The sequence below is a fragment of the Flavobacterium sp. HBTb2-11-1 genome (genome assembly GCF_009826975.1).
GTDB lineage: Bacteria > Bacteroidota > Bacteroidia > Flavobacteriales > Flavobacteriaceae > Flavobacterium.
The window spans coordinates 249,380-273,882 of the sequence record NZ_WUMO01000007.1 but is presented as its reverse complement, the minus strand read 5'-3'; the positions used below and the strand labels follow the sequence as shown (position 1 = coordinate 273,882).

19 protein-coding genes are annotated in these 24,503 nt (G+C 34.1%); 11 read left to right on the top strand and 8 right to left on the bottom strand.

The annotated features are described in order from the left end of the window. Positions 1–5 precede the first annotated feature (5 nt). Positions 6–407, top strand: a complete 402-nt coding sequence (locus GR162_RS17050) for a hypothetical protein (RefSeq protein ID WP_160783111.1) — start codon at positions 6–8, stop codon at positions 405–407. 69 nt (positions 408–476) lie between these two features. On the opposite strand, the gene GR162_RS17045 is transcribed toward GR162_RS17050, so the two are convergent. The 4 genes from GR162_RS17045 to leuS all read right to left on the bottom strand — a co-directional run bounded on the left by GR162_RS17045 (position 477) and on the right by leuS (position 5,708). After that, positions 477–1,073 carry a hypothetical protein gene (locus tag GR162_RS17045; protein WP_160783110.1) on the bottom strand — a complete coding sequence of 199 codons (597 nt, stop codon included), beginning with the start codon at positions 1,071–1,073 and terminating at the stop codon, positions 477–479. Continuing rightward, the gene (locus tag GR162_RS17040) at positions 1,060–1,533 is read right to left on the bottom strand and encodes an RNA polymerase sigma factor (RefSeq protein WP_129746544.1); all 474 of its coding nucleotides are present in this window, start codon (positions 1,531–1,533) and stop codon (positions 1,060–1,062) included. Before GR162_RS17040 ends, GR162_RS17045 begins: the two co-directional genes overlap by 14 nt. Before the next feature lies 1 nt (position 1,534). Next, positions 1,535–2,383, bottom strand: coding sequence for an alpha/beta fold hydrolase (locus tag GR162_RS17035; protein WP_160783109.1), 849 nt, complete (start codon positions 2,381–2,383; stop codon positions 1,535–1,537). A 460-nt stretch (positions 2,384–2,843) separates the two neighbouring features. After that, a complete protein-coding gene (gene leuS / locus GR162_RS17030; protein WP_160783108.1) occupies positions 2,844–5,708 on the bottom strand; it encodes a leucine--tRNA ligase in 2,865 nt (954 codons plus the stop codon). Positions 5,709–6,150: 442 nt separating this feature from the next. Between leuS and GR162_RS17025 the strand changes: the two genes are divergently transcribed. From GR162_RS17025 to truB, 4 genes are all read left to right on the top strand, one after another. Then, positions 6,151–7,026: an ABC transporter permease gene (locus tag GR162_RS17025; protein ID WP_008465135.1), complete on the top strand. Its 876-nt coding sequence runs from the start codon at positions 6,151–6,153 to the stop codon at positions 7,024–7,026. A gap of 84 nt (positions 7,027–7,110) precedes the next feature. Next, positions 7,111–7,368, top strand: coding sequence for a DUF3098 domain-containing protein (locus GR162_RS17020; protein ID WP_035691391.1), 258 nt, complete (start codon positions 7,111–7,113; stop codon positions 7,366–7,368). A 102-nt stretch (positions 7,369–7,470) separates the two neighbouring features. Next, positions 7,471–8,268, top strand: a complete 798-nt coding sequence (locus GR162_RS17015) for an undecaprenyl-diphosphate phosphatase (RefSeq protein WP_160783107.1) — start codon at positions 7,471–7,473, stop codon at positions 8,266–8,268. Next, positions 8,268–8,957 carry a tRNA pseudouridine(55) synthase TruB gene (gene truB, locus GR162_RS17010; RefSeq protein ID WP_160783106.1) on the top strand — a complete coding sequence of 230 codons (690 nt, stop codon included), beginning with the start codon at positions 8,268–8,270 and terminating at the stop codon, positions 8,955–8,957. Before GR162_RS17015 ends, truB begins: the two co-directional genes overlap by 1 nt. A 336-nt stretch (positions 8,958–9,293) precedes the next feature. Here truB and GR162_RS17005 read toward each other — a convergent pair whose 3' ends face one another. Beyond that, entirely contained in the window at positions 9,294–9,911 is a 618-nt protein-coding gene (locus tag GR162_RS17005) for a thioredoxin family protein (protein WP_160783105.1), read from the bottom strand. Positions 9,912–10,104: 193 nt separating this feature from the next. Here GR162_RS17005 and pyrH point away from each other — a divergent pair, with 193 nt between their 5' ends. From pyrH to GR162_RS16990, 3 genes are all read left to right on the top strand, one after another. Beyond that, complete coding sequence (gene pyrH, locus GR162_RS17000; protein WP_008465141.1) at positions 10,105–10,812, top strand: UMP kinase; 708 nt, start codon at positions 10,105–10,107, stop codon at positions 10,810–10,812. Positions 10,813–10,970: 158 nt separating this feature from the next. Continuing rightward, positions 10,971–11,534: a ribosome recycling factor gene (gene frr, locus GR162_RS16995; RefSeq protein WP_160783104.1), complete on the top strand. Its 564-nt coding sequence runs from the start codon at positions 10,971–10,973 to the stop codon at positions 11,532–11,534. Positions 11,535–11,653: 119 nt separating this feature from the next. Further along, a complete protein-coding gene (locus GR162_RS16990; RefSeq protein ID WP_160783103.1) occupies positions 11,654–14,149 on the top strand; it encodes a DUF5686 family protein in 2,496 nt (831 codons plus the stop codon). Positions 14,150–14,382: 233 nt separating this feature from the next. Here the strand turns inward: GR162_RS16990 and GR162_RS16985 are convergent, their stop codons facing one another. The 3 genes from GR162_RS16985 to GR162_RS16975 all read right to left on the bottom strand — a co-directional run bounded on the left by GR162_RS16985 (position 14,383) and on the right by GR162_RS16975 (position 18,210). Continuing rightward, the gene (locus tag GR162_RS16985) at positions 14,383–16,653 is read right to left on the bottom strand and encodes a cation:proton antiporter (protein ID WP_160783102.1); all 2,271 of its coding nucleotides are present in this window, start codon (positions 16,651–16,653) and stop codon (positions 14,383–14,385) included. Between the two features lie 113 nt (positions 16,654–16,766). Continuing rightward, the gene (locus tag GR162_RS16980; RefSeq protein ID WP_160783101.1) at positions 16,767–17,486 is read right to left on the bottom strand and encodes a LytTR family DNA-binding domain-containing protein; all 720 of its coding nucleotides are present in this window, start codon (positions 17,484–17,486) and stop codon (positions 16,767–16,769) included. Beyond that, a complete protein-coding gene (locus tag GR162_RS16975; RefSeq protein WP_066033415.1) occupies positions 17,449–18,210 on the bottom strand; it encodes a sensor histidine kinase in 762 nt (253 codons plus the stop codon). Before GR162_RS16975 ends, GR162_RS16980 begins: the two co-directional genes overlap by 38 nt. Positions 18,211–18,497: 287 nt before the next feature. On the opposite strand from GR162_RS16975, the gene GR162_RS16970 reads away from it, so the two are divergent. The 3 genes from GR162_RS16970 to rpoN all read left to right on the top strand — a co-directional run bounded on the left by GR162_RS16970 (position 18,498) and on the right by rpoN (position 24,295). Next, positions 18,498–20,864, top strand: a complete 2,367-nt coding sequence (locus GR162_RS16970; protein WP_091135419.1) for an RND family transporter — start codon at positions 18,498–18,500, stop codon at positions 20,862–20,864. Positions 20,865–21,246: 382 nt separating this feature from the next. Continuing rightward, positions 21,247–22,692: an asparagine--tRNA ligase gene (gene asnS, locus GR162_RS16965; protein ID WP_066033413.1), complete on the top strand. Its 1,446-nt coding sequence runs from the start codon at positions 21,247–21,249 to the stop codon at positions 22,690–22,692. Positions 22,693–22,834: 142 nt separating this feature from the next. Further along, entirely contained in the window at positions 22,835–24,295 is a 1,461-nt protein-coding gene (gene rpoN, locus GR162_RS16960) for an RNA polymerase factor sigma-54 (RefSeq protein ID WP_008465152.1), read from the top strand. The last annotated feature ends 208 nt before the right edge of the window (positions 24,296–24,503 follow it).

The window sequence follows — 24,503 nt, the reverse complement described above, 5'->3', positions numbered from 1 at the left end:
ATATTATGAAATCAATTTTGAAAACCTTAGCTGTTGTAATGACTCTTGCTTTTACAGCAGTTTCTTGCAGCAGCGATAATGAAGATAACAACTCTGCTCCGGCATCAAGAGATGTAAAATATGAAATTACTGGGAATTATACTGGACAACTTGATGTAACCTATATGGAAAAAAGCGGTGCTCCGCTTATCGAAGATGTTCCTTCATTACCATGGACTAAAGAATTTACTGCCGATGCAGATTCTGATGGTGCGTTAGTGCACACAGGCGGTTACGGAGGAGTTGCTGGACAAACTGTGACAGCTAAAATTTATGTAGGAGGAAAAGTAGTTTCTGAGTTAACAGGAAAAGCAGATAGTGAAGGAATCATTGTAGTACATCCTAAAACATACATTTTTCCCAGATAAATCTTACTTCAAAATTTTAGATTTTTGTTTTTGGTAAAAGAAAGCTTCGCAATTGCGAAGCTTCTTTTTTTATGATTCAAATTGATTGTTTATTTCTTCAAATTTCTCAATCAGACTATTAATTTTTTCTTGCTGTTTTCTGGTCTGTTTTGGGCGGATATAAAACCAGTTAAACAAAATCCAAAGCAAGGTAATTCCATACGTCAAACTCGCTCCTAAAGCGCTCATTCTGCTTGCATATTCATACATGTACAAACAAATTCCAGCCGTTAAAAGCAAAAAGTAAAGGCTCATCATTTTAGTCTGCAGAAATTGCTGTTTCTTTTTTATCGAAATCAGTTTTTGAAGATATTCCTGATTTGTCGCTGTAGCATCTATATTCTTATAATTTTCCAATAATTTATTATACACCAATAAATAAATTGCCATAGCAAGGATCACTAGAACAATTCCGATTTTTGTCGAAATAAATTGCGGCTGATAATATACCCAAACAAAAATTATAAATGTACTTGTTAAACAAAGCAGAATATTACTGATCCATAAACTGCGTAAAGCTGCTTTTTTAAACTTGCCTACTCTCGCCAGCAAATCGGTTATATCTGGCTGACTTACGGATTGTTTTTTCCATAAATCTTTAAAATCTATATTATTATCGTTGTCCATTTTCTTTAAATTTTTGAGTCAGTTTTTCTTTAATTCTATGAATTTTCACTCTAACATTTGCCTCAGAAAGACCTACAATTTTAGCAATTTCATTTTGTTTGATATCTTCTAACTCTAGCGAAATTATAATACGATCGGTTTCTGGAAGCTCAGCGATACATTTATACAAGAATTGAATCTGAGGTTCTAATGAGGTTAGTTTTTCTTCTGAGAGATGAACAGGAAGTTCAGATTTCGGAAAACGTTTTTGCTTTTCTATCTGCCTCAGACAATTGTTGGAAGCAATTCTAAAAATCCAGGTTCCAATAGAAGATTCATTTCTAAACGTTTCCAATTTCTGCCAGACAATTATAAAAGTTTCCTGAGCCAAATCCTGAGCGGCGTCATAATCGTTTACGAAACCCATGCAAAGCCTGAAAATTCGATCCCAATAGGTTTTATATATTTGTTCGAATTCCATCTTATGCTTTTATAAAATTGTTTAACTGCTCCATGTACCAAGCGGTATCGTCGTACATAATAAAATGAAGCCCTTTGTTAGCGTACTTAAAATTAGCTGTTTTCAAATTTGCATATTGTGTTTCAATTGCGGGTTTTAAATTTATAAAATAAGATTCTAATAAAACTAAAGACGGACATTTTACCTGTGCGATTTTCGCTCTTAAATCGGTATTGTAAAAGTCACAATACATTTGCCCAAAAGTATATCGGTCTGATTTTACGCTCCAGCCAATAACCATCTCCAATTTAGATTGATCTTGCAGAAGTCTCGGCATCATTTGTTTCTGCATATCGTAAAATTGAGTTTCGTTCATACCCGTCATTTGAGCTACCATTGGCGAACAATCATTATTTTCTTTTGATTTAAAAGAAGGATCGCTCAAAGCCGCCAGACACGGAATCGCATCGACAACAACAATTTTTCCTATCAATTCTGGATAATCGGCTGCAATGGCAAGTGCCAATCCTCCGCCCATACTATGACCTATTAAGATTGGCTTTTCGATTTTATTGTCTTTTATATAAGCAGCGATTTCGTTTTTCCAGTTTTCAAATGATGGATTCGGCTGTGGTTGTATTCCAGCGAAACCCGACATTGTAAGTGTATAACAAGTGAAGTCTTTTTCGAATGCGATTTTAGTGTCTTTCCAAACTTCGCCAGAAGAAGCAAATCCCGGAATGAAGATTATAGATTGTTTTCCTTTACCAGTTTTAATTACTTCAAAAGGATATTGTTTTGTTTGTGCAAAAACATTTAGACATAATGCTGAGAATAAGAATGCGATAATTAAGATGATATACTTTTTCATTTTTAATAGTTTTAAGTTGTTAAAATTCTAATAGCAATAAATTGTTAATTAAATCGGATCCATGCTTTTGATACGACAACTATTAAAATGTTACAACTGAAATGAAATTTTCAATAAATCCCAATAGGTATCGGAACCAAATCCCAATGTTGGCGGGGAAAATTTCAATAAAAAAAAATAAAAATTCCAATGCTGAAATTCCAAATTCCAATATTTGCTTTATGTTTTTTTTAACCGCAAAGTGCGCGAAGATTTACACAAAGAACGATTTTTTTTTGCTCGCAAAGGCGCAAGGTCGCAAAGTTAGTCTTTGCGAGGAATGAAGCAACCACACTTCAATACGCAACGTAAGATTGCTTCACTCCTCGCAATGACATAAAATGAGCTAATTACTAAAAGCAAAAAATCCCAAACTCCAACAATTCGGAATTTGGGATTTTCATATTTGGAATTTATTTGGCTATCCTACCAAATTGATAATCTTCCCAGGAACGATAATCACTTTATTTGGAGTTCTACCGTCTAAGTGTTTTTGAGTTCTTTCGTCTTTCATTACGATTTCTTCGATTTGCGCTGCGGTTAAATCCAAAGGCAATTCGATAGTGAAACGCATTTTTCCGTTGAAAGAAACTGGGTATTCTTTATTAGTTTCAACTAAATGTTTTTCTTCAAAAACAGGGAAAGCAACTTCAGAAATTGAAGTCGTATGCCCTAACTGCGACCATAATTCTTCTGCAATATGAGGCGCATAAGGCGAAACCAAAATCGCTAATGGCTCTAAAATGGCTCTTGAATGACAGTTTTGAGAAGACAATTCATTTACACAAATCATAAACTGAGAAACTGAAGTATTGAAAGAGAAATTCTCGATATCTTCTGCAACTTTTTTGATTGTTTTATGTAACGATTTCAAGTTGTCTTTTGTTGGCTCATCATTGTTTACGATTAAACCGTTATCATCAAAATACAATCTCCATAATTTTTTCAAGAAACCAAAAACTCCTGAAATTCCAGCAGTATTCCAAGGTTTTGCTTGTTCTAAAGGCCCTAAGAACATTTCGTACAAACGCAATGTATCAGCTCCGTATTCTGCGCAGATATCATCTGGAGTAACTACGTTGTACTTCGATTTCGACATTTTTTCGACTTCACGGCCTACAATGTATTTTCCGTTATCATCTAAAATAAATTCCGCATCAGCATAATCTTCTCTCCAAGCTTTGAATTTTTCAACATCTAATTCATCAGAAGAATTAACCATTGAAACATCAGCATGAATTGGCTGTACTTTTTGATCTCCAATTTTATTTTTAGACACAAAAATATTTGTTCCTTCTAATCTATAAACAAAAGCACTAGTTCCCAAAATCATTCCCTGATTGATCAGTTTTTTAAATGGTTCTTCAGTTGGAGCAAAACCTTTGTCTTTTAAGAATTTATTCCAGAAACGAGAATACAACAAGTGACCTGTTGCGTGCTCACTTCCTCCAATGTATAAATCTACATTTTCCCAGTAAGCCAAAGCTTCTTTAGACGCAAATTCATTTTCATTGTGCGCATCCATATAACGCATCCAATACCATGAACTTCCTGCCCAACCTGGCATTGTGTTTAATTCTAAAGGAAAGACTGAAACATTGTCAACTAAATCTGTATTGACAACTTTGTTTTGTTTAGTATCCCAAGCCCAAACCGCAGCATTTCCTAATGGTGGCAAACCGTCTTCAGTTGGTAAATATTTCTCTACTTCTGGCAAAATAATTGGTAAATGCTGAGACTCGATCATTTTTGGCAATCCGTTCACATAATAAACTGGGAATGGCTCACCCCAATAGCGCTGACGAGAGAAAACTGCATCACGCAAACGGTAATTTGTTTTACCCGTTCCCTGACCGATTTCTTCTAATTTTGCAATTGCTGTTTTAGTTCCTTCTTTATAATTTAATCCGTTTAAGAAATCAGAATTTGCGATTTCAACGTTATCTTTTGATCCATACGCCGCTTCAGAAATATCAACATTTGCGAAGATATTTTTAATTTCAGGCATTCCTTTCTGGCCTTTAAAGAAATTTGCAAATGCGTAATCTCTTTCGTCTCCGCAAGGAACCGCCATTACAGCACCAGTTCCGTAACCAGCCAAAACATAATCACCAATCCAAACAGGAATTGGTTCTTTTGTAAATGGGTGTTCAGCATACGCTCCTGTAAATACTCCAGAAATCGTTTTTACATCAGCCATACGCTCACGCTCGGAACGTTTCGCTGTTTTTTCAATATAGGCTTCAACTTCTGCTTTTTGTTCTGGAGTTGTAATTTTAGCAACCAAATCATGTTCTGGAGCCAAAGTCATAAAAGTTACACCAAAAATAGTATCAGGTCTTGTCGTAAAAACCTCGATTACTTCATTGTGATCTTTCACATTAAAAGTTACCAATGCTCCTACTGATTTTCCAATCCAGTTTCTTTGAGATTCTTTGATAGACTCACTCCAATCAATATCATTTAAGCCTTCAAGCAAGCGTTCGGCATAAGCAGAAATTCGCATGCTCCATTGTGTCATTTTTTTTCTTATAACAGGAAAGCCTCCACGCTCAGAAACTCCGTTTACAATTTCGTCATTTGCCAAAACAGTACCTAAGCCTGGACACCAGTTTACTTCGGTTTCTGCCAAATAGGTTAATCTATATTGTAAAAGGATTTTCTCTTTTTGATCTGCAGAATAAGAATTCCATTCATCAGCCGTAAAAATTGCTACGTTATCATCGCAAACTGCTTCTACTAATGCATTTCCGCTTTCTTCAAAAACAGTCACAAGCTCTGAAATATCAAATGCTTTTCCTTGTTTTCTGCAATACCAAGAATTAAACAATTGGATAAAAATCCACTGTGTGTGCTTATAGTAATCTGGATTTGAGGTACGCACTTCACGCGCCCAGTCAAATGAGAATCCGATTTTATCTAATTGTTTTCTGTATCCAGCAATTTGTTTTCCTTCTTTGTCAACACCACCGTCAATGTTTACACGTGTAGTATCTTCTGGGCGTTGCCCTGTCTGAATTGCATATTGTTCTGCAGGTAATCCGAAACTATCATACCCCATTGGATGCAAAACATTGAAACCCTGATGTCTTTTGAAACGAGAATACACATCTGAAGCAATATAGCCCAGTGGATGCCCAACGTGTAATCCTGCTCCAGACGGATAAGGAAACATGTCGAGAACATAATGTTTCGGCTTTTCAGAGTTGTTTTTTGCTGCAAAAGTTTGATTTTCTGCCCAATATTTTTGCCATTTGGCTTCAATTTCGTTTGGATTGTACTTCATTTCTAAGTGACTAAGATTCTAAGTTACTAAGGTTCTAAGCTTTTCACTAAATTAATTTAGCCGCAAATTTACATTTATTGTGCATTGTAGCAAAGCTATTTCATTGGCAAACAAATAAAATAATGAATTACTTGTTTAGGGTTAAGTAAAAACACGAATTATTACGATTAAAAATATGTACTTAGATTCCTTTTTTGCCACAGATTAAAGAATTTAAGCAGACTTAAAAATCAATTTTTAATCTTTTTAATCTGTGGCAAACTTTTTACTTTGCGGACCTTAAGCAAAACTTTGCGTTCTTTGCTTTAATTATTCATGTAACACTTTGCATCAAATAAAACTTCTTTTCTATATTTAAATCGTACTTTTAAGTATAAAAGTTTGTTATTAACTTTAAATAAAGAAATTGTTTATTATTTTTACCACATAATTTAAGCACAGTATGAGTTCTAACTTTGATAAATTTCAAAAGCGCAGGTTAATTTCCTCTTATTTTTCGGTAGTATTAAGTGTATTCTTGGTTTTATTCCTATTGGGAGTACTGGGATTATTCATTATTAATTCTAAACAATTGGCAGACGATTTTAAAGAAAAAATCGCCATGACGGTTTTCTTCAAAAATGAAGCTAATGATAGTATTATCAAAGCATTTAATACCGAACTTAAAAGAGCACCTTTTGCTAAATCTTTTGTTTATGTAACGAAAGAAAAAGCGGCAAAAGAACATACTGATATTATCGGAGAAGACTTTTTAACCTTTTTGGGAGAAAATCCGTTATTGAATTCATACGACATCCACTTAAAAGCAGACTATGTAGAAAGAGACAGTATCGTTAAGATTGAAAGCAACTTTCGCAAAAATGCTATGATTTCAGATATTGTTTACGACAAACAATTGGTAAATCTTGTAAATGACAATATCAGAAAAGTAAGTATGTGGATCCTGATTATTAGCGGTTTCTTGACAGTAATTGCGGTTTTATTAATCAATAGTTCACTACGTTTATCTATACATTCAAATCGTTTTATTATCAAAACCATGCAAATGGTTGGTGCGACAAAAGCATTTATCCGAAAGCCTTTTGTAATGCGAAGCGTAAAATTAGGAATGCTGGGTGCTGGTCTGGCAATTATTGCTTTAATCGCACTATTACTATATGTAGACACTAATTTCCCTGGTTTAGGAATTCTCGAAGACAAAGCTTTAACCGGTTTGGTTTTGGTTGCTGTTTTCGGATTAGGAGTTTTAATTACTTGGGTAAGCACACATTTTGCAACACAGCGTTTCTTGAATTTAAGAACTGACGATCTTTATTAATTTTTGATTGCAGATTTTAGATTGCAGATTTTAGATTTAAAAAAAAATGCCTTCGATTTCGCTCAGGCTGACAAACACATAAAAATGAAAAACAATAAAAATAAAGAAGAACAACAAGTTCAAAAACAGGAATTCCTTTTTGATGCCATTAATTACAAAATCTTATTAATCGGAATTGCGGTTATAGCACTTGGATTTATTTTAATGTCTGGCGGAGGAAGTAAAGATCCAAATGTTTTTAATGAAGACATTTTCAGCTTTAGACGCATTCGTTTAGCACCAACAACCGTTCTTATCGGTTTTGGCATCACGATTTATTCTATCTTCAAAAAATCTAAATAGACTTTCTTAGACAGCTTAGACTTCTTAGATCTTTAGATTATTAAATTAATCTTTTTAAATCTAAGAAGTCTAAGAAGTCTAAAATCTAACAATCTCAATTACATGAACACATTACAAGCTATTGTTCTTGCTATTATTGAAGGAATCACAGAATTTTTGCCTGTTTCTTCTACAGGACATATGATTATTGCTTCTTCTTTTTTCGGAATCGCACATGACGATTTCACTAAACTTTTTACCATTGTAATTCAGCTTGGCGCGATACTTTCGGTTGTAATCTTATACTTCAAACGTTTCTTTCAAACTTTTGATTTCTATTTTAAACTTTTAGTTGCGTTTATCCCTGCAGTAGTTTTAGGATTGTTATTAAGCGATTTTATTGATGGTTTACTAGAAAACCCAGTTACAGTTGCAATTTCACTATTAATTGGAGGTTTAATTTTATTAAAAGTAGACGAATGGTTTAACAAACCAAACGATCCAGAAGTTTCAACTGAAATTACGTATGCCAAAGCTTTAAAAATTGGTTTATTCCAATGTCTTGCTATGATTCCTGGAGTTTCTCGAAGCGGAGCAAGTATTGTTGGGGGTATGGCGCAAAAACTGACTAGAACTTCTGCAGCAGAATTTTCATTTTTCTTAGCGGTTCCAACTATGTTGGGCGCGACTGCAAAAAAATGTTATGACTATTACAAAGCAGGTTTTGAATTGTCTCATGATCAAGTAAACATGTTGGTTATTGGTAATATTGTTGCTTTTGCTGTAGCATTATTAGCCATAAAAACTTTCATCGGATTTTTGACTAAAAACGGATTCAAAGTTTTTGGTTATTACCGAATCATTGCCGGAATCATTTTATTATTGATTCACTTTTTCATTCATCCGCTTACTATTATATAATGACACCCGAAGAATATTTAGAAGGGCAGGTTTTATTGATTGACAAACCTTTAAAATGGAGTTCATTTCAAGCTGTCAACAAATTAAAATACCTTTTAATTAATAAAGTCGGACTTCCGAAAAAGTTCAAAATTGGCCATGCGGGAACTTTAGATCCTTTGGCTACCGGTCTTTTATTGATCTGCACTGGAAAATTCACTAAAAAGATTTCTGAACTTCAAGGTCAAGCAAAAGAATACACAGGAACGTTTTATATCGGTGCTACTACTCCATCGTATGATTTGGAAACTGAAATCGATCAAACTTTTCCAACAGACCATATCAATGAAGATTTGATTCATGAAACTGTAAAGCAATTTTTAGGTGAAATCGACCAAAAACCACCAATCTTTTCTGCCATTAAAAAAGATGGTGTTCGTCTATATGAACATGCGCGTGCGGGAGAATCAATAGAAATTGAAAGCAGAAAAACTACTATTCACGAATTTGAAATCACGAGAATTGCATTACCAGAAGTCGATTTTAGAGTAGTTTGTTCTAAAGGAACTTACATTCGTTCTCTTGCTTACGATTTTGGAAAAGCAATGAATTCAGGTTCGCATTTAACCGTTTTACGCCGAACTAAAATTGGCGAGTACGATGTAAAAAATGCTATTGACATTACTTTGTTTGAAGAAAGTTTTAAATAGCTAAAAAATAAAAAAGCACATTACATTGTTTGAAAGTAATGTGCCAAGCTCTTAAGAAAGTAATTTTATTCCATACTCATCTCATTTTAATAGTGAGGCACATTTTTCCCTCCAAACAAAAATTTAGAAAAGAAATCATAAAACCTTTCGAATAACTTTTTCATAATAGCATTTTTTAATTGTGAGACATTAAATAAACACCAATAAAAAGAGTAAATCTGAAAGTTATAATAGAAGTGGGTTACTTTCACTAAGTTACGAAATTCTTATGAAGACAAAAAGACTTTAAGATAATTTTATCAACCAATAATACTGTTTATCAACACATTAATCTAATTAAAGGCGATTATATTTGATATTTTCCATGATTTCGACTAGTTCTTCCTGAACCGAAATTCCTTTATCGGCTAAATACCATAATTGTAGATCGGTTTTTATTTTTTCGTCGATAGCGCCAACCTCTCTTTTATGTTTTTCCATTAATTCGGTTGCTCCTTTTGGTCTTGGTCCCCAATCAGCGCGTACAATTCCAGCTTCTTTGCAAATTACAATTACTTTTGGAATTGCTCTTCCGCCGTTGGTCAAATAATGGCTCATCAAATCGTCATTTTCATCGCGCAATGCAATTCTCAAATCGATTCTTTTATTAGAAGCCAAAGCCATTTTGTTTAAAATTGGAAGTATCTGCGCTGCATCTCCACACCACCCTTCTGAAAGCACAAGCCAGATGTAATGATTGTCTAAGTGTTGAAGTTTCTCTGAAATGGCATCTGAAATAGTAATCGTTTTTTCCAGCCTGTTCATTCTGGCTTCATTCAATTTAGAATAATTGGTAAGACTTTCAGATTGTTCGTTTCCTGTTGATTTTCCCTCGGTCAACAAATCGGTTACTAATTTTCTGTATTCAGCATAAGAATGGCTATTGAATAATGCTTTGGCTACGATGCTTTTCATATTTTTTCATTTTTAGGATACAATAAAAATACGAATTTTCGAAAGACTGTAAAAATGACATTTGTCACATTTAAAATTAAATAGCCATAATGCCGTTTTAAACCTTAAATTGAAGCAAGAATTAATTTTTTGCAAACATTATTTTTAAAAATCAGAATATGTCTATATTTGCACAAATTAACGCAACACACACATGAAATATAAAAGAATTCTTCTAAAACTTAGCGGCGAAGCCCTAATGGGTGATTTACAATACGGTATTGACCCGAAAAGATTAGGCGAATATGCAGATGAAATCAAGCAGATTCACGACAAAGGAGTAGAAATTGCTATTGTTATTGGAGGAGGAAATATTTTTAGAGGCGTTGCCGGAGCAAGCTCAGGAATGGACAGAGTGCAAGGAGATTATATGGGAATGCTTGCAACTGTAATAAACGGAATGGCTTTGCAGGGCGCTCTTGAAGATAAAGGAATGAAAACGCGTCTGCAGACGGCTTTGAAGATGGAATCTATTGCAGAACCATATATCAAAAGAAGAGCTGACCGCCACCTTGAAAAAGGTAGAATTGTAATTTTTGGTGCCGGAACTGGAAATCCATATTTTACAACTGATACTGCAGCAGTTTTAAGAGGTATCGAAATCAATGCTGATGTTATCCTAAAGGGAACTCGTGTTGATGGTGTTTACGATTCTGATCCAGAAAAAAATGCTTCGGCGGTAAAATTTGATTTTATTTCGTTTGACGATGTCATCAAAAAAGGATTAAATGTAATGGATACCACTGCATTTACATTAAGCCAGGAAAACAAATTGCCAATCGTTGTTTTTGATATGAATAAAATCGGAAACCTTTTGAAAATCTGCGAAGGCGAAAACATCGGAACTGTAGTAAATATCTAGACTGCTTAGACTGTTAGAATTTTAGAATAATTAGATTTTCTAAATTCGTCACAACATTAAAGCAATCAAAAAACAAATAATATTAGTTAGTAAATTAGAAGAAATTATTTTTATAGTCTAAAAATCTAATCTTCTAACAATCTAAAAATCTAAACAAAATGACTGAAGAAATAGACTTTATTTTAGAAAGTACTGAGGAATCAATGAATGGTACTATTGCACACTTAGAGAAAGAATTTCTGAATATTCGTGCAGGGAAAGCTTCTCCAGCTATGCTTGGAGGTGTTTTTGTAGATTATTACGGTTCTTCTACACCACTTTCTCAAGTATCTAAAATCAGCGTTCCAGATGCTAGAACAATTACATTACAGCCATTTGAAAAAAATATGCTTTCTGTTATTGAAAAAGCAATCTTAATCGCTAACATTGGTTTTAACCCAATGAATAACGGAGACGTTATCATCATCAGTGTTCCGCCTTTGACAGAAGAGCGTCGCCGTGATTTAGCAAAACAAGCAAAAGCTGAAGCTGAAGATGCTAAAATTGGTATCCGCAATTCTCGTAAAGATGCGAATACTGATATCAAAAAATTGGAAAAAGAAGGAACTTCAGAAGACATCTGTAAATCTGCAGAAGAAGAAGTTCAGAACTTGACAAATGCTTACATTAAAAAAATTGATGAGTTATTGGCTGCAAAAGAAGCTGAAATCATGAAAGTATAAGTAAGTTTTGATTATAAAATAAAAATCCGTCTGGTTTATTGCACTAGACGGATTTTTTTATTGCTATTTTTGCATACGAAAATTAATTTCTTTTCGTTTTTGAAACTATATCATTCTGTATGAAGCTATTTTGTTTTTTGACTTTGTTTTTTACGCTTACTCTTCAGGCGCAAATTCAAATAAACGGAATCGTAACCGATTCAAACAGCAAACCTCTTCCGTTTGCCACCATTACCACCTCAGAAAACAATAATACAATTACAGATGTTGACGGAAAATTTATTTTTAAAATCAGTTCCTCTGCGACATCACTTACGGTTTCTTATATAGGTTTCCAGCCGAAAACTATTGCTTTAATCAACAGCAAAACCTTTTATTCGATTTCGCTTTTACAGCAGACCGATGATTTAAAGGAAGTGGTGGTTTCTAATGAAAATCCAGCACTTTCGATAATAAAAAAAGTTATTGCCAATAAAGCAACGAACGATCCGCAGAAAAAGCTCAACAATTTTGAATACAAAACCTATAACAAGCTCATCGTAACCGCCAATCCAGATTCGATTGATGGGCGCATTGACACTTCAGCTGCGTACAAAGATTTAAACAAAAAAATCATCAACATAGATTCTTCCGATTATAAGTTTAAAGAAATTGTAAGCAAACAGCACTTATTTCAGACCGAAAAAGTTTCTCAATATCAGTTCGGAAATAACAAACTAAAAGAAACGGTTCTAGGCACAAAAATCGCTGGCTTCAAACAGCCGATTTACGAAGTACTTGCTTTCAACCTTCAATCTATTTCGATTTACGATCCTAAATACGAATTGTTCGAAACCAAGTACGAAAATCCGATTTCTAAAAATGCTCCTTTAAGCTACAATTACAAACTGTTAGATACCGTAAGTATAAAAGGTCGTGATGCGTACATGATTTATTTTAAAAACAAATCAAAACACAGAGCTTCTGGACTGGAAGGGGTTTTATATATTGACAAAGAAAATTACGCTGTCGCGAAAGCCGTAATGAGAATTAAAAGCGTTTTGGACATTAGCGGTATTCATGAATTTGAATATATTCCGAAAGAAAAAATCTGGTTTCAGAGCAATACCACTTTTAAAATCGTCAAAGGAAAAAATGACGACGATATTCGTATTTTAGGAGGAACCATTCAATTTGACGGAGATGTTGAAGATAATTACGAACGCAGAAAAAAAGTAGCTTCAGATTTCACCTATCTGCTTTCTGAAAGCAATAGTTTTGATGTTCGTGTAAATACCGACACTCCCATAAAAAATCCTTCGCTTTATATTGAAATAAAAGACGATGCGGCCAAAAAGCCTGAAAGTTTCTGGGAAGCTTACCGAAAAGAAAATCTCGATCAAAAAAGCCAAAAAACCTATTTATTGCTCGACAGCCTTTCTGTTCGAAATAGAATTGAAAAACGTTTAGGCATTGGCCGAAAAATTATTAATGGTTTCTATCCGATTGGTCCTGTCGATTTGGATCTGAAAAAGATTATAAGTTATAACAATTACGAAGGCTTTCGTCTTGGTGTAGGCGGTATCACAAATGACCGCTTGTATAAGTATTTTCGTGTTGAAGGCTACGGCGCTTACGGAACAAAAGATGGTGTTTTTAAATATAGCGTCGGTGGTGGCGTTTTATTAGACAAACACACCAACACTTGGTTTAACGGTTATTATACTGACGATGTGCGAGAAATTGCAAGTACTGTTTTTTCTGTTGACAAACGTGTTTTTAAAATTTATGATCCGCGCCCAATAAACATTAGTACCTTTTACGAGTATATAGGATGGCGTACCAATATTCAAACCAAATTTATTCCGAAAACCGAGGCTGTTTTAGAACTTTCGAGAAATTATATTGAACCAAAATTTGATTATCTCTATAACCTAAACGGAAAACTGTATTCTAATTATACCATGACCACGGCAATGCTTTCTATTGTTTGGGCGCCATTTAGTAATTATATGCAAACTCCAACTGGAAGAACTGAAAGCGATAAAAAATTTCCGAGGTTTACTTTCCAATACACACAATCTTTGCCAAATGTTTTTGACAATGATTTTACTTTTAGCAAAATAGATTTTAAGGTCGAATACGAAAAACAGTACCTAAACCGTCAGAAAACAAGTTTACTTTTACAGGGAGGTTTGGCAATGGGAGATGTGCCTATTACGCATTTGTACAATACAGCACCAAACAACTTAACAAAAGAAACTGTCGTACAGCGTATCACTTTTGCGGGAAGAAATGCTTTTGAAACCATGTTTTTTAACGAGTTCTTTTCGAGCCAATATTTAATGTTTCAAATTAAACATGGTTTTGACCGAATCAAAATTATGAAACAAGTTCGTCCGTCATTGGTTTTAGTTACTAGAATGGCCTGGGGAAACATGGAAAAACCAGAACAGCATGTTGGTCCAGCATACAAAACGCTTGACAAAGGTTATTTTGAATCGGGATTAGAATTGAACCGAATCTTTAAAGGTTTTGGTTTGGGCGGATTCTACAGATACGGACCAAATCAGTTAATGAGGTTTGAAGACAATATCGCGGTTAAGATTTCTTATGTTCTTGACCTGGGACTTTAATTTTAAAATTCATTTTTTTTCGCCACGAATTCACAAATTTACCCACTAAAACTTTACGAAAATTTTACCGATGAATTTCACGAATTACCTCTAGGTTAATTTGTGAAATTTATTGACAAGTACCGCATAAAGAAATTCATTAAAATTCGTGAATTCGTGGCTAAAAAAAAATCCCAAATTCCAATCAGTAAAATTGGATTTTGGGATTTTAAAATTTTGGAATTTCAAAAAGCTTATGGTTTCAAAATTAAAACCGAAGGCGAATTATTCAGCCAAATACTTTGAGATTCTATTAGTTTTTTCCAGCTTTCCAGACTTATAATCATCAAGTCCTGGCTTTCTAAAAATTCTTTCTTCAATGTTCTGTCGTGCATAATCATGATATGATTTGGCGCAATCTGTTCAATAGAACGAATGGTTTCCTGGATCTCTCTTGTATTTTTCACTTCTCCACCGGCATCTAAAACGGTAATCTGAGAACCGTTATTATTGATTAGTTTTTTAGCATAATCAATTAAAAAAGCATCTTCTTTATTAAAAACAGGTATCAAAACTTGATTAACCTCTTCTAGATTTTTTTCGATGAAAATTCCAACTGGCATTTTTGCTTTAGCAATAATATGTCGTGTTCTTTCATCAAATGGAGAATTCTCAAACAATCCTTCTTTTCCTGTAAATTTATCAATCAAACGGTCTGGATTTACAATTCTGGTTGTAAACCCAAGAATTTTTCCAAGCAGCGTTCCGTCAAAAATAGATTGTCCTAAACCAATCAACAGTAAATCATACTCTCCTTGATTTGCAGTATCGATAATATCCGAGTCAATATCATTTGAAACTTTAAACAAACTTACCACATTCTGATTCAGACGCTGTGACTCTTCAATTACAGGAACCAACATTTTGCGTTCATGTTCTTTAATGTCAAAAGAATGCACTTCTGTACTTAAAGACAAATGCATTGCGGTTACAATAGAATTATCCCCTTGCTTTTTAACTAAACTATTGGCAATTTGAAGCAATTTTTTTCCCTTTTCTGGAGTTGCAAACGAAAGCAGAATTTTATACTTGCTTTTAGTTCCAATTTCTTCTGGAACTGCTGTAGTTTTATCTTTAAAAATAAATCCGATAAAATCTAATGCCGGACCTGTCATAAAAGTGGTCACCAAAGCCATAATGACCATCATAGTAAAAATCTCTGTCGACAATACCCCTAGATCATAACCAATATTCAAGACCACCAATTCCATCAGACCTCTAGTATTCATCAAAGCACCGATTGACAAACTGTCTTTCCAGTTTTGCCCCATGAATTTTGCTGCCAATGCGCTTCCGAAGAATTTTCCAACTACGGCAACTAAAATAATCAGACCGGTAATTTTCCATAATTCAGGGTCATTCAATAATCCGATTTGGGTACGTAAACCTGTAAATACGAAAAACAATGGCAATAGCACAATAATCGAAACGTCTTCAACTTTTTCAATAAATATGTTTCTGAATTTGTTGTTTTCTGGCATAATTGCTCCCGCTAAAAAAGCCCCAAACAAAGCGTGAATTCCAATTAATTCTGACGCATAAGCAGAAATTAAAAGCGTAATAAAGAAAATGGCAACTACTGGTTTATTTAAACTTTCGCGTGTCGCATTCAAATCTCCTACTCTTTTTAAGAATGGACGAACGATTTTCAGCATGATAATGACATACAAAATCGCCATTGCAATTACATACAGTGAACTTGCAAGCGAACCTGCTTTTACAATTGCAATAACAACTGCCAAAATACACCAAGCCGTAATATCATCTGCAGCGGCACAAGTAATGGCAATAGTACCAAGTTTGGTTTTCTGCATGCCGCGTTCTTGAACAATTCTGGCTAAAACAGGAAAAGCAGTAATACTCATGGCAATCCCCATAAACAATCCGAAAGAAGAAAATTCTACTCCCATCGGAGCATAGATTTCGTAAATAAAATAAGCCAATGACAATCCTAAAGCAAACGGAATAACAATACTAGCGTGACTGATAACAACTGCATCGTGTGCTTTATTTTTTAGGACTTTTAAATCCAGTTCCATTCCGATAACAAACATGAAAAGGATTAAACCGATTTGGCTTAAAAACTGTAAATTGCCTAAAGATTCTTTTGGAAATAAAGCCGCTGAAAACTCCGGAAAATACATTCCGACCAAAGATGGCCCCAACACAATTCCCGCAATCATTTCGCCAATTACAGACGGTTGTCCTATTTTTCTAAAAAACCATCCAAATAAACGTGCAACTAAAATAATGGTAACAATCTGCGCCAATAAAATAGCCAAAGGATGCTGCAGGTTATCGACCATAGAATGCAGAAAGTCTTTCCAATGGTTGCTTTCAACACTTTTCTTTACAATATTTCGCCCCACTTCTAATGCGGCGCCTTTTGAAATTACCCAATATATCAGCGCTGTAAAACCACCAATAATTGTTACGTAGAATAGAGAGTTCTTAATGTTATTCATAACTCGTTCTTTAGATTTATTGCAGCAAATATCAGAACTGAGTTTTAAGTGAAAAAGCAAATTTCCTGCTAATTTTAAATGTATGTAACAAGTCGGAAAAACTTTGTAATAAGTTATAATTTTACCTTTCTCAAAAAATCAGAACGATATGTTTCACTTAAAATTAAAGTTGTATTTTTATTAGTTTCTTCCAAATGATGAAGCACAATTTCATTATGATTAAAAAACTTTATTGCCTTCACCGCTACAATTTCTTTTTTATTGATTCGGCAGAAATCAGCATCAGGCAATTCGTTTAATAGCGTGTCGAATTTTACATTTTTTAAATTCAAAAAACTGCCATCAGTAAGCAGAACAGTTTTATCGCGACTATCGCTCGCAGCCGTTTTTATGTATTGAATTGTATTAAAATACAATAACGTTTTTCCTTTATCAGTGTTGAGCTGTATAAACTTTTTATCAGAATTTGATTTCTCAAAACGCTCAAAAGCCTTTGTGATGGCTTTTTGCAAACGTTCTAATTTTACAGGTTTTGTAATATAATCTACAGCATCTATATTAAACGCTTCAGCCGCATACTCTTTATAGGCCGTACAAAAAATCACCAATTTGTCCTGCAGTTTTTCTGCCAGATGCAACCCGTCAATTCCGGGCATTTCAATATCCGAAATCAGCAGATCAAAATCTAACTCACGAATATCAGACAAAAGTTTTTCAGGATTATTAAATGTTTTCACGATTTCCAATTCTGGAATTTGTTCGCAAAGCATTTTAAGATACGTTAATCCTGGAATCTCATCGTCCAGAAGCAAGCATTTCAGTTTTGTATTCAAGTAAATCAATTTTTAGATGAGCAATATAAACGTCGTTTTCTATAAACTTATCGAGTTTAAAATTATTTTTATAAATGATGCGAAGACGGTGCTCAAGCGTTGCGTGTCCAAAACCGCTTCGTTCCTTTTTCAATACTTTTTTATCGGAAATTTTATTGGAAACCGTCATAAAAAAAGCATTATTTTTAAACTCAAAAACTACCGAAATAAAAGCATCTGCACTCTGAAGATCAGCATGTTTAAAAGCATTTTCAATTAAATCAATCGAAATTAAAGGCGCCAGCAAAGGCTGATCGTACAATTTATCTTCCTGATTGATATTGGTTTTGACTTTAAGTTCAAAAAGCGGACTAATTTTAATTTTATTGATTTCGATTAAATTCATCGCAAAATCAATTTCTTCTTTGGCCGTTACAAACTTCTTTTTGCTTTCGTACAAAATATAATCCAGAACATTTGCAAGTTTATCTAAAGCAAAATAAGTCTGATACGCATGCGACTGAATCGAATTTAGAATATTCTTAAACAAATGCGGATTCAGTTTTGATTCCAAATTCTCCAATTGCAAATCGTTGACTTTTGATTCTAAGGCATAAAAACTTTTTTCTGCATCTTCCTTAGCTTTTTTGGTTTGCATTAATTGATAAATCATAAAACAAATGATAACAATTAAAAGCAACAGAATTGCTAAAAAAATAAAAGTAGTTGTATTGTTTTGCTGCATTTGCGTGGTTTTATATTTAAGTCAAATTCACGAATAAAATTACTGAATCCGATTCAATCTGTTGAATCTGCATGAGGCTTTTTCGTTAAGAAAACTATCTAATCTAAATTTTCTTAAAATCGAAATTATTTGCAAATATGGGAAAACGTTATGGTTTACAGCTAAAACAAGGCAAATTATGACAAAAATAGCACTATCAATTTTGTGTTAACGTTAAGTAAAATAGATTCGAATATTTATGATTTCGAGCACTTTTCACTACATTTGCATCCATTTTTAAAGATTTTATGAAAAACACTGTCCAAGTTGGATTTTGGGAAAAATTAGCCCGAATCATACTTAAAAACAGAATTACGATTCTGGTTATACTTTCTGCTTTAACTATTTTCTTTGGTTATCAGTGGAAGAATCTTTCTATGACTTATACTGAAGCTAACTTGCTTCCGAAAAATCATATTGCAAATAAAGATTATCAAAAATTCCTAGACAAATTTGGCGAGGAAGGAAACCTAATAGTTATTGGTTTCAAAGATCCTAAATTCTTTACACCAAAAAATTATGCGGCTTGGACCGAATTAATGAACGGTTTGAAAAAAGCAAAAGAAGTTGATTTGGTTATTTCTTTGAATGATTTAAAGAAACTTGAAAAAGATACTGTAAATCAAAAGTTTGTTTTAGCGCCATTTATTGACGAAAGCAAAGCGCTTGACGCTAATTATTTAAAAAGTGTTCAGTATGATTTGTTTCACAATCTGCCTTTTTACGAAGGTTTGCTGTTTAACAAAGAAAGCGGAAGTGTTCGTTCTGCAATCTATATGAACAAAGCGCTGGTAAACACGGCTGAGAGAAAGACTTTTATCTTAAAAGATTTAGTTCCGAAAATCGATAAATTCGAAAAAACAACTGGAATCGATCTTAAAGTTTCGGGAATGCCTTACATCCGTACGATCAATGCGGATAATATGAAAGGCGAAATCGGGCTTTTTATTGGAGCGTCTTTATTGACGGTTTCTTTGATTTTCTTTTTCTTCTTCCGTTCGTTCAGAGCCACTTTTATTTCGATTTGCATCTTAATTGTCGGCGTAACTTGGTCGTTTGGAACGCTTGGGTTATTTGGTTATAAAATCACGATTTTAACAGCAATTATTCCGCCACTGATTATCGTAATCGGAATTACTAACTGTATTTTCCTGATTAATAAATATCAGCAGGAAATTAAACTGCACAACAATCAGGCAAAAGCATTACAGCGTGTGATTTCAAAAATTGGATCTTCGACTTTGATGACCAATTTAACAGCTGCAATTGGTTTTGCAACTTTGATGATTACAGGAAACGAATTACTTTTTGAGTTTGGATTGGTAACTTCTATCAACGTGCTTTCTGTTTATACATTGACACTTTTTATCGTGCCAATTATCTACAGTTTTATGCCGTTGCCAAAAGCAAAACATTTATACCATTTAGACAAAACATATATTTCGACACTTTTAAATACGGTTGCAACTGTAGTGAAAGGCAAAAAAACTATCGTTTATATCATTTACGCGGTACTTTTTGTAGTAAGTTTAAATGGAGTTAGACAAATGAAAGTTTCAGGAAGTTTAATTGGTGAAATGCCAAAAACGGCTTCTTTCTTTAAAGATATTTTATTTTACGAAAAAGAATTCAACGGTGTAATGCCATTGGAAATCATGATTGACACCAAAAAGAAAAAAGGTGTTATGAAACCATCTACAATTCGCAAAATGGACGAATTACAGAATACTATTTCTGAAATTCCAGAATTGGCAAAACCAGTTTCTGTTGTAAACTTGGTTAAATATGCAAAACAGGCTTTCTACAACGGAAATCCTGAATATTACCAATTGCCTACTTCTCAGGAACAGACTTTTATTTTGGGTTATGCTAAAAATGCAACCAAAAACAGCAAAGAAAATTTGATGAAAGCGTATGTAGATTCAACTGGGCAATATGCCAGAATTACGACTTTCATGAAAGATATTGGAACGGATGAAATGGCAAAAGTAGAAGGGAAATTGCGCGAAAAAATTGATGAGATTTTCCCAAAAGACCGTTATGAAGTTACAATTACAGGAAAAGCATTGGTTTTCCAAAAAGGAACAACTTACTTGGCACACAACTTAATCGAATCATTGCTTTTTGCCATATTAACAATTGCAATTTTGATGCTGTATTTGTTTAGATCGTTCAAAATGGTAGCGGCATCTTTGATTACGAATATTTTACCGCTTTGCATCACTTCTGGATTAATGGGGTATTTCGGAATTCCGTTAAAACCTTCAACGATTCTGGTATTCAGTATTGCTTTCGGAATCTCGGTTGATAATGCAATTCAGTTTATGGCGAAATACAAACATGATCTGATACAAAACAAAGGAAAAGTAAAGAAATCTGTTTTCAGCGCTTTAAGAGAAACTGGAGTAAGTACGTTCTATACTTCTGTTGTTTTAATTTTAGGTTTTGCGACTTTCACTTTATCAAGCTTCAGCGGAACTATTGCTTTAGGAGGATTAATTTCTTGTACTTTGGTTTTTGCAATGTTTGCTAACTTGGTTGTATTACCTTCATTGGTTTTAACTTTTGAAAAGAAGAAAACGAGAAAAGAGGAATTGGAGAGTTTAGAGAAGTAATTTTTTGCAACGAATTTCACGAATTGACACGAATTTAAAAAACATAAATCTTTGTCAAAGTTTAAAACTTTGACAAAGATTATTAACGCACAGTTTGTCATTCCGAGGAACGAGGAATCGCACTCGGAAATCGACAAAGATTGGCGACTTTCTTTACGGAATTACTAGTGTGATTCCTCGTTCCTCGGAATGACAAAAACAAGAGAAATTGCTTCTTTTGAAACCGATTGCCCTAGCCCTGATAGAAGCGACATCCTTTTTCTTGCTCCTTTAGCAAGAAAAAGATATAGCGGATAGCAGGAAACAGCTTCAAAAATTAATTATTATCGATTATATTTGCAGTTGTTCAAAACGAATATTATTTAATATCAATTATATAAAAATGAAACACACAAAAGTTAGAGACTTATTAAACAGTACGACAACGTTACAGGAAGTGAATGCAAAAGGTTGGGTGAGAACTTTTAGAAATAATCAGTTCATCGCTTTAAATGACGGTTCTACAATTAATAATATTCAATGTGTTGTTGATTTTGAAAATACACCAGAAGAGACTTTAAAAAGAATCACTACTGGAGCAGCAGTTTCTGTAATTGGAACTTTGGTTGAAAGTAAAGGTGCGGGTCAGAAATATGAAATTCAGGTTTCTAAATTGGAAATCCTTGGAGATTCTGATGCTGAGAAATTCCCAATGCAACCTAAAAAACACTCTCTAGAATTTTTACGTGAAAACGCTCACTTGCGTGTACGTACAAATGCTTTTGGTGCGATTATGCGTGTGCGTTCAGTATTGTCTTATGCAGTTCACAAATATTTCCAAGATAAAGGTTTCGTATATGTAAACACGCCAATTATCACTGGAGCTGATGCTGAAGGTGCTGGAGAAATGTTCCAAGTGACTTCATTGCCTTTGGATAATCTTCCTAAAAATGAAGAAGGAAACATTGATTTCAAAAAAGATTTCTTCGGAAAACATACCAACTTAACAGTTTCTGGACAATTAGAAGGAGAAACTTTTGCAATGGCTTTAGGTCAGATTTATACTTTTGGACCAACGTTTAGAGCAGAAAACTCAAACACTTCTCGCCACTTGGCAGAATTCTGGATGATCGAGCCAGAAGTGGCTTTCAACGACTTGGACGACAACATGGATTTGGCTGAAGATTTTATTCAGTACGTTATTAAATATGCTTTAGATAATTGTGGAGACGATTTGAAATTCTTAGAAGGAAGACTTCTTGAAGAAGAAAAATCAAAACCACAGGCCGAAAGAAGCGAAATGAGTTTGTTAGAGAAATTGAACTTCGTTTTAGAAAACAACTTCAAACGCGTTTCTTATACTGAGGCAATTGACATTTTAAGAGATTCAACTCCAAATAAAAAGAAGAAATTCCAATACCTAATTAACGAATGGGGAGCTGACTTACAGTCAGAACACGAGCGTTATTTAGTAGAAAAACACTTTAAATGTCCAGTAATTTTATACGATTACCCAGCAAACATTAAAGCGTTTTACATGCGTTTGAACGACAACACAGAACCTGGAAGAGAAACAGTTCGCGCCATGGACATCCTTTTCCCTGGAATCGGAGAAATCGTTGGTGGTTCTGAAAGAGAAGAGCGTTACGATGTTTTGGTTGAAAAAATGGAAAAACTTGGAATCGACAAAGAAGAATTATACTGGTACTTAGACACCAGAAGATTTGGTTCTGCAACTCACGCAGGTTTCGGTTTAGGATTTGAGCGTTTAGTATTGTTTGTAACAGGAATGACAAACATCAGAGACGTAATTCCTTTCCCAAGAACTCCTGGTAGCGCGGAATTTTAATAGAAAGTTATAAATTATAAGTTATGAGTTAAGAGTTAAATCTTAACTCATAATCATTTAAGAGAAATATTTAACTGTTATAAGTTACTAATTCGTGAGTCTAAAACCCATAATTCATAACTTATAACTCTTAACTCAAAATATGCTAAAGCAATTTTTAAATTTAAAATTATCCCAAAAATTATCTCCGCAGCAAATTCAGCTGATGAAGTTAATTCAATTGCCTACGCAAGCTTTTGAACAGCGTTTATTAGAAGAAATGAACGAAAATCCGGCTCTTGAAGCGGGTAAAGAAGACGATTACGAAGCTGATGAATATGCTAATGACGACTACGATGATTATGATGATAACGAATCTGACAGAATCGAAGCAGACGACATTAACATTGACGAATATCTAAGCGACGATGACACGCCTGATTACAAAACTCAGGTTAATAATTACAGTGATGACGAGGAACGCGAAACTCCTTTTGCGGCTCCGATCAGTTTTCATCAGGATTTAATCAATCAGCTGAATACTTTTATTTTGAATGATGAAGAACGCGAAATCGCCGAATTCCTTGTGGGAAGTATTGATGATATGGGTTACATCCGCAGAAGTATTCCTGACATTGTAGACGATATGGCTTTTACTCAGGGAATTTATACTGATGAAGCAATGGTCGAAAAAATGTTGACCGTAATTCATGAGCTTGAACCTTCTGGAGTTGGCGCGCGTGATTTACAGGAATGTTTATTGCTCCAATTGAAACATAAAACACCAACTGAATATGTTGATTTAGCGATTGACATCATCGAAAATCAGTTTGATGCTTTTACGAAAAAACATTACGATAAACTGTTACAGAAGTATAGCGTGTCTAACGAACAGCTTAAAAAAGCAATTCACGAAATTGAAAGATTAAACCCTAAACCGGGCGGTTCTTTTGCTGGAAACAATAAAGTAACAGAAAACATTGTTCCCGACTTTGCCATTAGAATTGTGGACGGCGAATTGGAATTGACTTTAAACGGAAGAAATGCTCCTTCCCTGCACGTTTCTAAAGATTATCAGGAAATGATGCAGACTTATAAAGAATCTAAAGACAAATCGACTGCACAGAAAGATGCGGTTCAGTTTATCAAGCAAAAATTAGATTCTGCTAAATGGTTTATTGATGCCATTAGACAGCGTCAGGAAACTCTTTTTGTAACAATGAATGCAATCATGCATTATCAAGAAGAATATTTCTTAGATGGCGACGAAACCAAACTTAAACCAATGATCTTAAAAGATATTGCAGATATGGTTGGTTTGGACATTTCGACCATTTCGCGTGTGGCAAACAGCAAATATGTAGAAACGCCATACGGAACCAAACTGATTAAAGAATTCTTCTCTGAAGCGATGAAAAATGATCAGGGAGAAGATGTTTCCACTCTTGAAATCAAAAAAATTCTTCAAAATACGATTGAAGAAGAAGATAAGAGAAAACCGCTTCCAGACGATCAATTGGCTGAAATCTTAAAAGAAAAAGGATACCCAATTGCGAGAAGAACTATTGCTAAATATCGTGAACAATTGGACATTCCGGTGGCGAGAATGAGAAAGAAGATTTAAGGTTTTTTAAACCATATAAGAGCTGTAAGTTCATTTAAAATAAACAAACCCGATAGTTTTTAAAGCTATCGGGTTTTGTTTTTAAACCATTTCAATAATGTTAAATGTTTACGTCTTTTCAGGCTGAGCGGAGTCAAAGCTTCGGCTAAATGAGGCTTCAATTCCGCTCAACCTGACAATTGCTTTAAAACAATAAACCCGCCAGGTA